General features: G+C 73.1%; 13 protein-coding genes and 1 pseudogene. 4 read left to right on the top strand and 10 right to left on the bottom strand.

Annotated elements, in window-relative coordinates:
• Window positions 1-177: 177 nt before the first annotated feature.
• On the top strand, window positions 178-369 hold the full coding sequence (locus AB0E85_RS01065) for a DUF397 domain-containing protein (RefSeq protein ID WP_033312893.1): 192 nt from the start codon (window positions 178-180) through the stop codon (window positions 367-369).
• Window positions 370-534: 165 nt separating this feature from the next.
• On the opposite strand, the gene AB0E85_RS01060 is transcribed toward AB0E85_RS01065, so the two are convergent.
• Window positions 535-1,038 (bottom strand): glutathione peroxidase, encoded by a 504-nt coding sequence (locus tag AB0E85_RS01060; RefSeq protein ID WP_361921137.1) that lies wholly within the window; start codon window positions 1,036-1,038, stop codon window positions 535-537.
• Entirely contained in the window at window positions 1,035-2,063 is a 1,029-nt protein-coding gene (locus tag AB0E85_RS01055; protein ID WP_361921135.1) for a helix-turn-helix domain-containing protein, read from the bottom strand. Before AB0E85_RS01055 ends, AB0E85_RS01060 begins: the two co-directional genes overlap by 4 nt.
• A 76-nt stretch (window positions 2,064-2,139) precedes the next feature.
• Between AB0E85_RS01055 and AB0E85_RS01050 the strand changes: the two genes are divergently transcribed.
• A complete protein-coding gene (locus tag AB0E85_RS01050; RefSeq protein ID WP_361921133.1) occupies window positions 2,140-3,318 on the top strand; it encodes an MFS transporter in 1,179 nt (392 codons plus the stop codon).
• Window positions 3,319-3,325: 7 nt separating this feature from the next.
• On the opposite strand, the gene AB0E85_RS01045 is transcribed toward AB0E85_RS01050, so the two are convergent.
• The 8 genes and pseudogenes from AB0E85_RS01045 to AB0E85_RS01010 all read right to left on the bottom strand — a co-directional run bounded on the left by AB0E85_RS01045 (window position 3,326) and on the right by AB0E85_RS01010 (window position 7,701).
• Complete coding sequence (locus tag AB0E85_RS01045; protein ID WP_361921131.1) at window positions 3,326-3,820, bottom strand: MarR family transcriptional regulator; 495 nt, start codon at window positions 3,818-3,820, stop codon at window positions 3,326-3,328.
• 44 nt (window positions 3,821-3,864) lie between these two features.
• A complete protein-coding gene (locus AB0E85_RS01040) occupies window positions 3,865-4,548 on the bottom strand; it encodes a nucleotidyl transferase AbiEii/AbiGii toxin family protein (RefSeq protein ID WP_361921129.1) in 684 nt (227 codons plus the stop codon).
• A 125-nt stretch (window positions 4,549-4,673) separates the two neighbouring features.
• Window positions 4,674-5,477 carry an SAM-dependent methyltransferase gene (locus tag AB0E85_RS01035; RefSeq protein WP_361921128.1) on the bottom strand — a complete coding sequence of 268 codons (804 nt, stop codon included), beginning with the start codon at window positions 5,475-5,477 and terminating at the stop codon, window positions 4,674-4,676.
• A gap of 128 nt (window positions 5,478-5,605) precedes the next feature.
• On the bottom strand, window positions 5,606-6,091 hold the full coding sequence (locus AB0E85_RS01030) for a hypothetical protein (protein ID WP_361921126.1): 486 nt from the start codon (window positions 6,089-6,091) through the stop codon (window positions 5,606-5,608).
• Window positions 6,092-6,206: 115 nt separating this feature from the next.
• Window positions 6,207-6,341 (bottom strand): annotated as a pseudogene (locus AB0E85_RS01025) (polysaccharide deacetylase family protein); the annotation flags it as partial.
• Window positions 6,342-6,409: 68 nt separating this feature from the next.
• Window positions 6,410-6,790, bottom strand: coding sequence for a VOC family protein (locus AB0E85_RS01020; protein ID WP_361921124.1), 381 nt, complete (start codon window positions 6,788-6,790; stop codon window positions 6,410-6,412).
• A gap of 273 nt (window positions 6,791-7,063) precedes the next feature.
• Window positions 7,064-7,582: a GNAT family N-acetyltransferase gene (locus AB0E85_RS01015; RefSeq protein ID WP_361921123.1), complete on the bottom strand. Its 519-nt coding sequence runs from the start codon at window positions 7,580-7,582 to the stop codon at window positions 7,064-7,066.
• The gene (locus AB0E85_RS01010; protein WP_361921121.1) at window positions 7,579-7,701 is read right to left on the bottom strand and encodes a hypothetical protein; all 123 of its coding nucleotides are present in this window, start codon (window positions 7,699-7,701) and stop codon (window positions 7,579-7,581) included. The genes AB0E85_RS01015 and AB0E85_RS01010 overlap by 4 nt, the downstream gene beginning before the upstream one ends.
• A 113-nt stretch (window positions 7,702-7,814) precedes the next feature.
• Between AB0E85_RS01010 and AB0E85_RS01005 the strand changes: the two genes are divergently transcribed.
• The gene (locus AB0E85_RS01005; RefSeq protein WP_361921119.1) at window positions 7,815-11,267 is read left to right on the top strand and encodes a CHAT domain-containing protein; all 3,453 of its coding nucleotides are present in this window, start codon (window positions 7,815-7,817) and stop codon (window positions 11,265-11,267) included.
• Window positions 11,264-11,932, top strand: coding sequence for a hypothetical protein (locus AB0E85_RS01000; RefSeq protein WP_361921118.1), 669 nt, complete (start codon window positions 11,264-11,266; stop codon window positions 11,930-11,932). Before AB0E85_RS01005 ends, AB0E85_RS01000 begins: the two co-directional genes overlap by 4 nt.
• The last annotated feature ends 7 nt before the right edge of the window (window positions 11,933-11,939 follow it).

Raw genomic sequence — 11,939 nt, 5'->3', positions numbered from 1 at the left:
TTCCACCGGGCAAAGCGCGGGATGCTACACCCCTGACACGCCTGACTGGAAGTCTCCCCTGGAATATGCCATCCAGTCGAGTGAATGACTGCTCCGAACGAGGATGTTGGCGAGTAGCGTCGATCACGCCAACCACCAGCACGGGTTGGCGTAAACGCAACTGGCAACGGAGCGAACATGGCAATTCGTCTGGGCGCCACGGAAACGTGGACGACGTCCTCCTACACCAACAACAACGGCGCGTGCGTGATGGTCAGGTCGACCGTCGACGAGGCCCTGGAGCTCGGGGACACCAAGATCCCCGAGGGCCCCAAGCTGGCGTTCCCCGCCGCCGCGTGGAACGCCTTCGTGGACTCGGTCAAGGCCTGACCCCCGGGACCGACCGCACCACACGCACCACCGACAGAGCCCTCTCGACCAGCATCGCCGTCCTAGCCGAGAGGGCTCCCTGGTGCCCGCGGGCCTGAGCAGGCACCAGGGGATCGGCTCAACAGCTCCGGGCCTGCCCCAGGGCCATGCTCGACGAGCGGGACGTCAGGCCAGCTGAGCCTCGATCGCCGCCACGACCTCCGCGGAGTCCGGCTCGGTCTGCGGCGAGAAACGCGCCACGACCCGGCCGTCGCGGCCGATGAGGAACTTCTCGAAGTTCCAGCGGATGTCACCGCTGTGCCCCTCGGCGTCCGCGAAGCCCGTCAGGCGGTCGTACAGCGGGTGCCGGCCCTCGCCGTTCACCTCGACCTTCTCGGTCATCGGAAACGTCACGCCGTACGTGGCCGAGCAGAACTCGGCGATCTCGTCGGCGCCGCCGGGCTCCTGCCCGAGGAACTGGTTGCAGGGCACGCCGAGGACGGAGAAACCGCGCGCGGCGTACTGCTCGTGGAGCTTCTCCAGGCCCGTGTACTGCGGGGTCAGGCCGCACTTGGAGGCGACGTTCACCACGAGCACCGCCTTGCCCGCGTACTGGGACAGGTCGGCCGGGCCGCCTTGGAGCGCGCCGATCTCGACGTCGAGGGGAGAGGAACCGTTGGTAGTCGTCATGCCTCAGACCCTAGCTCCGGCGGAGTCCGGGCCGGTGCCGGGCCGGGTCCGGGCCGGGTCCGGGCCTCGGTGGCCTCCACCAGGACCTGCCCGGCCGCCGTCCGCGAGTACAGCACCGACCTGCCCGCCCTGCGCCGCTCCACCAGACCGGCGTCCAGCAGCACCCGCAGATGCCGCCCGACCGAGCCGAGCCCCTGCCCGGTCACGGCGACCAGCTGGCTGGTGCTCAGCGGCGAGCCGAGCCGGACCAGCACCCCGGCGCGAGCCGCGCCCAGCAGCGCGCCGAGGCTCGCGGGCACGGGTCTGCCGCCCGGGTCGGCGAGTGCCCCGGCGCACGGGTAGACCAGCGCGTACCGGTCCGAGCCTTCCCAGGCCACCCAGCCGATGCGCTGCGTGGTGATCGGCACGAACACCAGCTCGGCGCCGGACAGCTCGCGCGGCGGGTATTCGTGCGCGTTCACCTGGAGCCGGTTCTCCCCGAGCCACTGCGTCCCCGGCCGCAGCGTGTCCAGCGCGCTCGCCCAGCCGCCCCGGCTGACCTGCGCGGTCCGCGCGACCACATCGGCTTCGAGGATGTGCCGGCGCTGGGGCCAGTACGGCCGCACCGCCGTGGTCCAGACGTACGCCAGCAGGTCCGCGGCGCGCTCCGGCAGGTCGTCCCGGTGCAGCACCGCCGGGACCGGGCCGCGCAGCGACACGGTGAGGTGGGCGCGGGCCGCCTCCGGGTCGGCCGCCCGCACCCGCTCGACCTCCTGCTCGAAGGGCTCCCCGTCCCGCGGGGCGGGGGAGAGGAAGTCGGCCGTCCACTCCCGCCCGATCCCGGCGCTGATCAGCTGCGCGGTCACCGGGTCCCGGGCCAGCCGACGCCGGTAGGCCGGCAGATGGGCGTCGAGCCACCGCCGCTCGCCGGGATGCGCCGCCTCGGCGGCGTGCAGCAGCCGCAGACTCGCGAAGGTCTCGGCGAACGGTGAGATCACGAACCGGCTCCCGGCCAGGGTGTCGGCGCTGATCTGCCACCAGCCCATGAGCCGCCCCCTTGGCGAGGTTTCGCGTCCGCGCGAAACAATAACCACGCGATCGGGGGCGTCGAAGACTCCGCGTATGCGCAGCTACCGCGAACTGTTCCGCACGCCCGAGTTCACCCCGTTCTTCCTGGCCGCGTCGGCGCAGACGGTCGCCCAGACCATGGGCGGACTGGCCCTGGGCACCCTGGTCTACCGGGCGACCGGCTCACCGCTGCTGTCGGCGGTCAGCATGTTCGGCTCGTCGCTGGTGCAGGTGCTGGGCGCGAGCTTCCTGCTCTCCGCCGCCGACCGGCTGCCCCCTCGCGCCGCCCTGACGGCTCTGCCGCTGCTCTTCGCCGCGGCCACCGCCGCCCTGGCCCTGCCCGGCCTGTCCGTCGGCTGGCTCTTCGTGATCGTCCTCGCCAAGGGGCTGGTGGAGTCGGTGGGCGGGGGCGTGCGCTGGGGCCTGCTCAACGAGATCCTCTCCAAGGACGGCTACCTGCTCGGCCGCTCGGTGTTCAACATGATGAGCGGCGTCATGCAGATCGCCGGCTACGCGGCCGGCGGCGCTCTCGTGGCCCTGCTGTCCCCGCGGCTGTCCCTGCTGGCCGCCGCCGGCCTGTACGGCGCGGCGGCCGTCGTCGTCCGGCTCGGCCTGTCCCGCCGTCCGCCCCGTGCGACGGGCCGCCCGTCGGTGGCGGCGACCTGGCGCGCCAACGCGCTCCTCTGGTCCTCGCCGCCCCGCCGCCGGATCTATCTGGCCCTGTGGATCCCCAACGGCCTGGTCGTCGGCTGCGAATCCCTCTTCGTCTCCTACGCCCCCGACGCCGCCGGCACGCTCTTCGCCTGCGCCGCGCTGGGCATGCTCGTGGGGGACGTGCTGGTGGGCCGCGTGCTCCCGCCGGGACGGCGCTCCCGCCTGGGCTTTCCGCTCCTGCTGCTCCTGGCGCTCCCGTACGTGGTGTTCCTGCTGCGGCCGGCGCTTCCGCTCGCGGCGGCCGCGGTGACGCTGGCCTCCGTGGGGTTCGGCGCGAGCCTCGTCCAGCAGGAGCGACTGGTGGCCCTCACGCCCGACGGGCTCACGGGGCATGCCCTGGGGCTGCACTCGGCGGGGATGCTCACGACACAGGGGGTGGCGGCGGCGCTCGCGGGGTCGGTGGCCCAACTGACGTCCCCGGCCCGGGCGATGGCGGTGATGGCCGTGGCGTCGGCGGGGGTGACGCTGCTGCTGGCGGGCGCGGCGAAGCGGCAGGAGCTGAGGGCGGTGAGCCGGTGAGGGGCTGTCAGACGGGGGAGCCGCCGGAGGCAGGGACGGGGACCGTCGGGGCGGCCTCCACGAACACCTCGGGGACCTCGTTGTCCACGACGACCCTCGACAGCAGAACGGCCAGCCGGTCCCGCTCGGTGCCGCTCAGCCCGGACGGCAGGGCTTCCATGCGGCGGCAGGTCTCGGCGTAGAACTCCCCGGCGAGCGCGGCTCCTCGGTCCGTCAGCCCCACCCGCACGGCCCGTCCGTCGCGCGGGTCGGCCTCCCGCCGTACCAGCCCTCGCCGCACCGTCCGGTCCACCAGCCCGGTCAGGCTCGACTTCGCCAGCCCGAGCGTCTCGCCGAGTTCGCTCATGCCGTACGGCCGGTGCACCAGCACACACAGCAACTGCCCCTGCTGCGGCGTCAGTCCGTACGCCCGGCTGGCCTCCGCGTACACACCGTCGACCAGGAACGCCGCGCGCACCAGCGCGGCGACCACCCCCACCTGTCCGGTTGCCCCGTTCCCCATCGGGTCAGGGTACCGACCGGTCTGTCGCGGTGCCGTCGGGTGCGTCACTCCTCGTCCGGGGCCTCGCCCTCGATGAGGCGTTCAGCGATGTCGTCGGCCCATTCCTGGGCCCAGCGGCGCAGCCCGGCGACGGCCGGGGCGTCGAGGCCGGCCGTGGTGAACGCCCTGTCGTCGAGCCAGTCCGTGCCGGTCAGCCGGACCTGGAGGTCGGTGAGGTCGAAGGTGTCGGGGGCGTGGCGGCGGCCCAGTTCTTCGAGTTCGGGGTGGCTCCAGCGGGCCGAGGCGGCGTGCACGTCGACCAGGTCGCGCGCGAGTCCGCGGTCGGCCAGGTCCCGCACCCGGGTGCCCACGAGGTCGTCGAGGGAGAGCGCCGGGCCGAGCTCCGTCTCCACGGGCGGGCGCCACAGCACCTCCTTGTGCAGGGCGACCGCGCACTCCACGCCGCTCACCGCGTCCGTGACGAGGAATTGGGCGGACAGCGGCCCGGTCTCCAGGGTCTGCACGAGCCAGCCCCGCCCGACCAGCCCGGTCCGGACGGTGTCCGCGATGGCCTCCATCGCGGCCGGGTGCTCCGTGGCCAGGTCCACGTCCGGCCCGGTCCGCTCGACCAGCCCGTGCGCCAGCGCCGCGTACCCGCCCGCGAGGACGAGGGAGGAGGCCTCACCCACCGCGAGCAGATCACCGAGGAGCCGGCCGGCGGGCTCGGGGACGGGGGGAGGGGCGGGCATGTCCTGATTATCGCGTGGGGGCGGGCGGGGGCTGCGATGACCGGCCCGGACGGGTGACGCGCTCGGGGGCGCGGGGAACGGCGCGACCGGCCCCCCACGACGCCGCACTGGCCCCGTACACCCGCCTACGGCTTGCGCCCCACTCCGCAGTACGCGTCCACGGCGCCGGCACCGAGGCCGGCATCACCGGAAGCCCCGGGCCGCCACTCGGGAACCCTCACCACCCCCGGCTCCACCAGCTCAAGCCCGTCGAAGAACCCGGCGATCTCGGCGACCGGACGGACGTAGTACGGCACCGCACCGCTCGCGTTGTACGCCTCCGACGCGGCGATCATGCCCTCGCTGGTCGCGGTGCTGTCGCTGATCACGAGGTGGCTTCCGGCCGGCAGCCCGGCCATGAGCCGCCGTACCAGCTCACGGGCCCGCTCGTAGTCGGCGACGTGGCCGAGGGTGTTGAGGATCATCAGGCCGACCGGCCGGGAGAGGTCGAGCGTGCCGGCGGCGGCCTTCAGGACGGCCTCGGGGTCGTACAGGTCGGCGTCCAGATAGGCGGTCCTGCCCTCGGCGGTGCTGGTGAGGAGGGCGTTGGCGTGAGCCAGCACGATGGGGTCGTTGTCGACGTAGACGATCCGGGCGTCCGGCGCGACGCGCTGGGCCACTTCGTGCGTGTTGTCGGCGGTGGGCAGTCCGGTACCGACGTCCAGGAACTGCCGTACGCCCTGCTCACCGGCCAGGTACTCGACGGCCCGCCCCAGGAAGCGGCGGCTCGTGACCGCCACGTCGACGAGGCCCGGGAAGATCGACTTGATCTGGTCGCCGATCTCGCGGTCGACCTCGTAGTTGTCCTTGCCGCCGACGAAGTAGTTCCAGAAGCGGGCCGAGTGCGGCTTGGAGGTGTCGATGCGGTCACGCAGGCTGTCGTCGGACATGGCAGGGCCTCCTGGGGGGCGGGGAAGGGGGACCGGCCCCCAACCTAGGTGAACTTCCCGACGAGATACGGATGTTGCCCATCCCGCCGGGCGCCCGGCGCGCGGTTTCGGCCACGACCGGCCCGCTGCTACACCCCGCGGGAGGCGATCCCGCCCAGGTCGCCGCCGCCCTCGTGCCCGTGGCGCTGGGTGACCAGCCAGAACGCCCAGGCCAGGGCCCACAGCAGCAGCCCGGCGGCGACCGGGGTACCGAAGATGATCAGCAGTCCGGCTCCGATGTTGGCCCCGATGCCCCCAGCGGTCAGGATCCGCCATCCCACCCCGAGCATGAGACCGAGCACCACCAGCGGCCCGAGCACCCCCCACCACCGCCGGTCCATCGCCCCGCGCAGCGTGCCCCGCACGAGCACCGCCGCACCGGCCACCGCCAGCACCAGCGCGAGCCCCCCGGCGACGGCGGCCACGCCGTCCCCGATGTCCCACGGCTGAAACGCGTAGTCGAGCTCACTGGCCGGCAGCCCGCGGTAGTTCTGCTGCCCCATCAGCCCCCAGGCAGCCACAGGCACCCCACCGACGAGCGCGGCCCCGGCCGCCACCATTCCCCGAATAGTCATGCACCCAGGATCGGGGGACGGCAGCGGGCCGGTCATGAGCACGCGTACTCAGGTGGGCCGGGTACGGGAACGGCCACTACGGTGCCACCGCGAGGCCGGTCCGGGGGGAGATCGTGAGGATGACCTGGCCGTTGGTGAGGCGGGCGGTGGACCGGACGATCGCGTCGGTGCTCGCGCCGTTCCAGTCCTGTGAGTCGACGTGCCAGATGATCTCGGTCAGGCCGTGGCGGGCCGCGACGGACTGCACCGTGACCACACAGCCACAAGGCCCCCCGGTCGCCGAGGGGCCTCACGTTCCTGCGGCAGGGCTGCGCGCCGTCAGAGCTCCTTGAGGCGGGCCTTGAGCAGGCAGAACTCATTGCCCTCGGGGTCGGCCAGCACGTGCCACTGCTCCTCGCCCGTCTGCCCGATGTCGGCCGGACGCGCCCCGAGCTTCAGGAGGCGTTCGAGCTCGGCGTCCTGATCGCGGTCGGTGGGATTGACGTCGATGTGCAGCCGGGTCTTGCCCGGCTCCGGCTCGTCCCGCCGGCTGAGGATGATCGTCGGCTGAGGTCCGCCGAACCCCTCGCGCGGCCCGATCTCGATGCACTCGTCCCCCTCGCGGTCGAGCACGACGAAGTCCAGGACCTCGCACCAGAATTGCGCCAGCACCTCGACGTCGCGGCAACCGAGCACGAGTTCACTGATACGACATGCCATGGACGAAACCTGCTCTCGGTGTGGGGGATCGGGCTGCCCGGACGGCCGCGCGCGGAGCTCCCGGTGAGCCCGCGGCGCGAGCGCGACCGTACCGGGCGGGGAAGGCAGGCGCACAGGATTTTCCGGCCGGCCGGATCAGCCACCGGTCTGCGGCAGCAGGGAGACGACCCTGCTGCCGTTCCGGGCGACCAGTACATCCCCGTAGAGCAGGAGCTGAGGCATGTCCGCGACCCCCGGCCGCGGCTTGCCGATGTCAGTGCGTGCCCGCGGCGGCTATCGCCCGACGCTCCGCAGCCAGCGCACCTCTCCGTCATGCCATGCGTCGGTGGGAGTGAGCCCGGCGGCGGTGGCGACGGCGGCGGACGCCCGGTGCTCGGGGTGGATGTGGGCGACGACGGCGTCCACCGGCTGCCCACCGAGCCAGTCGACGAGCCCCTGGGCTGCTTCGACGGCGATGCCTCGCCCCTGCCACGGGACCCCCACCACCCAGGCGACCTCGGCGACGGTTGCCTGGCCGGAGGGGCCGACCGTCGCCTGGACCGTGCCCGTCAGGCAGGACTCGTCACGAAGCCGGATCACCCAGTTCAGCCAGCAGACGGCCGGATCGGGCGAGCCCGCGGTGATGCGCCGGTAGCGCGAGCGCAGGTCCCGCGGGGTCTTGGGAGCACCGCCGATGAAGGCGTGCAGGGCCGGATCGGACAGCACGGCGGCCATCTCCTCGGCGTGCTCGACACGCAGCGGCAGCAGGTCCAGCCGCCCGGTGCTGATGGCCTGGGCGGCGAGGGCGCTCACGCCGCGACCACCTCGTGCGGCGAACCGCCCCGGCCGGCCACCCGCTCGATCCGGGCGAAGTGGGGAAGCCACGCAGCCACGATCGGCGTCGCCTCGTCGTCGCTGGGGTCCATGGCCATGGGCTCAGCCGATCAGGGACGGTCGGCGAGGTCAAGTCCGGCGAGCGGGGCCGCCCACGGGCGTGCCATGGTGAGTCTCGCCGATGACCGCTTTGGCGCGAGGGGGGGATGGCGTGCGGCTGTCGCGGGACATCACGGGGTGGGCGTTCACAGCGGAGGTGGAGGGCGTTCGGCATGCCGGCCTGGCGGTAGGGCCGGCCGCCATCAGCCCGTTCACCACCGGCGAGGGGTCCGGAGGCAGCCTGTTCACCCGCGCGAACGGCTGGTGGGGACTCCCCGTGCTCCTCTCACTGAACGAACTGCCCTTCGGGCACCCCGTCGACCACAGGTGGTGTGTCACGCGGGATGACGCAGGCGTGCTGTCCGTCATCGGCCCGGACGGCGCGCACTTCGCGCACGACCTCCGCCTGGACGAGCCGCCGGGCTGGCAGGAGGCGGCGATCGCCTCGGGTTCGGTCATGCTGGTCGTCTCCCACGTGCTGCCTGCCGAGGACGATCCCATCGGCGTGCTCGACTCCGAGACACGGCAGGGCATGGTGTGCGCCGGCCCCGTGCGCTTCGGCGAGCCGGGCGCACCGCGTGACGCGGAGGGCGGCGCGCCGACGGTCAGGTTCCTCGTCGACCCCGTCGGCACGCTGTTGGAGCTGGCACAGTTCACGTGCGACCGGATCCTGTCGTTGCCCCGGGCGAAGCAGCGGGCGCGCGAGCTGGAGCAGACGAGACGAGCCCTGGCGGAACACACGGACCAGGCTGTGACCGCCGAGGCGATGGTGGACCTGCTGTTCCGGGACGAGTTCCTGGACCACCGCGGCCGGGCCGAACTCCTTTACGTCTACTGGAGGCTGGTCGCCGAGGTCGCCGACGCCTGCGGGGCGCAGGCCGCTTGGCGGGACGCGGCGCTCCATACCGCCGAGTCGGCCGTCCACCTCGTGGCGGAGCGGTGCGATCGCGCGGTGTTCGAGGAAGCCGACGCGCTGGCGACACGGTTGATCGACGAGCTGAGCGATCCCGCCGGACAGGAAGCCGCGTTGCTGGCCGCCGCCCGGTTGCGGATGGCCACCCGGGGTGCGGAGGATCTCGCCGCCGACCACTACGCCCGCGGGCTGCGCACCGTCTGGTCCGCTCGGCTGGACGCGGATCTGTACCGCACCTGGTTCACCGACGAGGAGCCCTTCCAGGCCGAGTGCCCCCGGCTGCTGGTGGAGGCGGGACACCTGGTGGTGCGCGCGCTGGAGCTGGACGGCGGGACGCGAAGGCCCCGGCTCCTGGCGTCGTTGGCGCAGATCCTCGCGGACGAGGAAGGAGTTCACCGGGACACCGCCGAATCCGCGCTGGCGGTATGGCTCGACTCGTCCACCGCCGACGATCCGGATGTCGCCCTGTTCCTGCTGAGGGTGGTGGACGGCATTCCCCCGAGCCTGGCCGACGGGTTGCCCAGGGCGATCTTCGCATCGCCGCGGGCCGACTTCGTCGCCGCCCACGGCCACGTCGTCACCGCGAAGGTGATCAGCCAGGGCGTCAACCTGGCCCGGGAGAAGGCGGACCGGTCGCTGCTGCGCACGGTGCTGGACTGGGCGGAGCGGCTCGGCTTCCACTGGGACCCCGCCCACCGCCGGCAGTTGACCGAGGCACGCCTCCACGTACTGCCCGACGACCCCACCGACTGCCCGGGCCCCGGCCGCCCGCTCGCCGCACCGTTCCCGCAGTCCCCACGGTCATGGACCCCGGCGCAGCGGTCGGCGGCGCTGCTGCACACAGCCGCACACGCCCGCGACCTGGGACAGCCGGCGCTGGGGCTGACCCTCCTGAAGCAGGCGGGCGACGTACGGAGCGAAGAGGCCAGGCTGTTGACGGCGGACCTGTACTACCAGTCGGCCCAGGCGGGCGAGCCGGTCGCCGGCCCCGTCCCGTTCCCGTGGGGCTACTACACGTACGCGGCACTCGGCTACGCATCGCTCGGCTTCGAGGAACTGGCGCGGGCGTGCCTGGTGCCGTTCGTGCAGCAGGTGGGCAACCTGCGCGGCGAAGCACTCAAGGCGGCACTGTCCGCGATCATCGTGGACGTGCCGAACTTCGACACGAGCCGCGCGCCCGAACTCGGCGGGGTACTGCGCGACCTCGTGCATGCGGCGGTCCGGCAGCTCACCGCGGAGTCCGAGACGCTGCCCCTGGGATTGATGCTCGGTCTGCACCAGGCGGGCAAGGGGCCGGAGTTGGGGGCGTGGTGGCGGATCGGCGGTCCGCTCGCGCTGCCCGCGCACATCCAGCACCTTCTCGGCAAGCTGCGCGACCTGGAGGACCCCGCCGCATCCCCCGGCGCGCCAGGCGGGCCGTCGCCCCTGCTGAACGCACTGGACTCCGACCAGCGCCCCGGCGGCCACGACACCCGGCAGATCGCCCGGAACCTGCGGTGGCACGTCTCGTCGCTCATCGACGACGAGCTGAGCCGCCGTTCGGCACCGCTCATCGACGACCGGCACCTCTGGGCGAAGGCGCACCAGCTGCTGGACGACCGGACTGTCCTGCTGACCTGGTTCCTGCCCGCCGCCGTGAGCGGCGCGGCCGTGCTGCTCGCGGTCACCCGGCAGGGTCGGGACCTCGTCGTGCACCTGGGCGACGGCGCGGACGAGAACGACGACCGGCACCCGGTGGCGGACCGGGTCGAGGCGATCCGGGCGGAGGTCGAACGCGACCCGCTGTTCGGCGACGTGACACCGCAAGGCAGCCGCCTGCTGCGGCAGCCGGGCGACCTGCCGCTCGGCGGCAGCGGACTGTGGGACACGTGGCGGGCCCAGGGCAAGGACCGGATCCTGGCCTGGCCGCACGGCGCCCTGCACTACCTGCCGCTGCCGCTGTGCCGCACCGGGGACCGGATGATCGCCGACGACTGGACGGTCACCACCATCGCCGGCCTCGAAGCCCTGGCCCCCGCCGAAGGCCCCGTACGGCCGCGCCGCACCGCGGTGCTGGCCTCCGCCGACGGCGGCGTGCCCTACGGGCTCCAGGCCGAACCGGTGCTGGAGGAGCACGCGCGTCGGGTCGCCGGCGCGGTCGGCACGGACGCCGTCACCGGCCACGCGGCCACGCGCGACAGGCTCCTCGCGGAGCTCTCCACGGCGGACGTGATCCACATCGCCGCACACGGGACGCTCGACCAGGACGCGCCATGGCTGCACTGCCTCCACCTCACCCCCGGCCGCGACGACGACGGCAGGGTCTTCGCCTACGACTTCCTGGAGGCCGACCTGCGCGGTGTCCGCCTGGTCACCCTCGCCGCGTGCGAGTCCGCGCTGGGCCGGTTCGATCGCGCGGACAACGTCCGGGGCGTCCCGTCCGCACTGATCACCGCCGGGGCGCAGGCTGTCGTCGGCTGCCTGTGGCCGGTACGCCCGGAGCCGGCCACGTACTTCTACCACCACATGCACCACCGGATCGCCCACGACCTCCTGGATCCGGAGGGTGCCTTCCGCGAGGCCCAACTCGCCACCCGTGCGCGGTATCCGCACTACCGTGACTGGGGAGCGTTCACCTACCTGCACGGTCGGAGCGAAGGAGCCGTGGCATGACCGAGGTCCGGTTGCACGAGGTCGAGCTCCTGCCGGAGCGCACACTCGGCGGCCCAGCCGACGACGAACCGCTGCGCGGCAGGCTCACGTTCGGCTGGGACGTGCTGCCCGCCGACCACGAGGGCGTGCCCGCGGAGTGGGCGTCCTACGTCAAGGCGACGCCCGACCGCGAGTTCCGGCAGCTGCTGATGGTGTGCTCGTTCCGACCGGAGACGCCGACCGGCAAAGGCGCGTTCCGTCATGCCTCCCTGGGCGTGTCCCTGTCCACACCGGACGGCGGGGCTCAGCCCGTGGCGCGCCTGATCGACCCCGGCGAGCGCACCCGCCCCGTCCCCGGCTCCGGCATGGGCATGAGCTTCACGGTCAACGCGGGGGTGCTGGAGGTGGGCGTGGAGAAGGCGCCGGGTGCGGGGGCGGAGAGGGACGAGTGGATCGTCCGCGGCCACGGCTCCTCCCAGCCGAACCCGCAGTGGGAGTTCCGTCGGGTCAAGAGCTTCCCGCTGGCCGGCGACCATCCGGTCGCCGCGCTGGTGGAACTCGTGCCCGACCGACTGAACACGGCGGAGGTGCTGATGGCGGCGGAGCTGGAGCACCGCAGCTGGGGGATCCGCCGCTACCGTGCGCGGCTGGCGCCGTCGCCACACGCCATCGTGCTGACCGGCTGAGCCCAGC

It is taken from the genome of Streptomyces sp. NPDC029044, assembly GCF_040637495.1.
Classification (GTDB): domain Bacteria; phylum Actinomycetota; class Actinomycetes; order Streptomycetales; family Streptomycetaceae; genus Streptomyces.
This window is presented reverse-complemented; position numbering and strand designations above follow the sequence as displayed.

What these genes read in the sequence shown, in the direction of transcription:
- AB0E85_RS01035 (WP_361921128.1), bottom strand. Translation starts at nt 5,477, where the DNA reads ATGTCCGACGACAGCCTGCGTGACCGCATCGACACCTCCAAGCCGCAC.
- AB0E85_RS01060 (WP_361921137.1), bottom strand. Translation starts at nt 1,038, where the DNA reads ATGACGACTACCAACGGTTCCTCTCCCCTCGACGTCGAGATCGGCGCG.
- AB0E85_RS01020 (WP_361921124.1), bottom strand. Translation starts at nt 6,790, where the DNA reads ATGGCATGTCGTATCAGTGAACTCGTGCTCGGTTGCCGCGACGTCGAG.
- AB0E85_RS01045 (WP_361921131.1), bottom strand. Translation starts at nt 3,820, where the DNA reads ATGGGGAACGGGGCAACCGGACAGGTGGGGGTGGTCGCCGCGCTGGTG.
- AB0E85_RS01010 (WP_361921121.1), bottom strand. Translation starts at nt 7,701, where the DNA reads ATGGCCATGGACCCCAGCGACGACGAGGCGACGCCGATCGTGGCTGCG.
- AB0E85_RS01055 (WP_361921135.1), bottom strand. Translation starts at nt 2,063, where the DNA reads ATGGGCTGGTGGCAGATCAGCGCCGACACCCTGGCCGGGAGCCGGTTC.
- AB0E85_RS01030 (WP_361921126.1), bottom strand. Translation starts at nt 6,091, where the DNA reads ATGACTATTCGGGGAATGGTGGCGGCCGGGGCCGCGCTCGTCGGTGGG.
- AB0E85_RS01000 (WP_361921118.1), top strand. Translation starts at nt 11,264, where the DNA reads ATGACCGAGGTCCGGTTGCACGAGGTCGAGCTCCTGCCGGAGCGCACA.
- AB0E85_RS01050 (WP_361921133.1), top strand. Translation starts at nt 2,140, where the DNA reads ATGCGCAGCTACCGCGAACTGTTCCGCACGCCCGAGTTCACCCCGTTC.
- AB0E85_RS01040 (WP_361921129.1), bottom strand. Translation starts at nt 4,548, where the DNA reads ATGCCCGCCCCTCCCCCCGTCCCCGAGCCCGCCGGCCGGCTCCTCGGT.
- AB0E85_RS01065 (WP_033312893.1), top strand. Translation starts at nt 178, where the DNA reads ATGGCAATTCGTCTGGGCGCCACGGAAACGTGGACGACGTCCTCCTAC.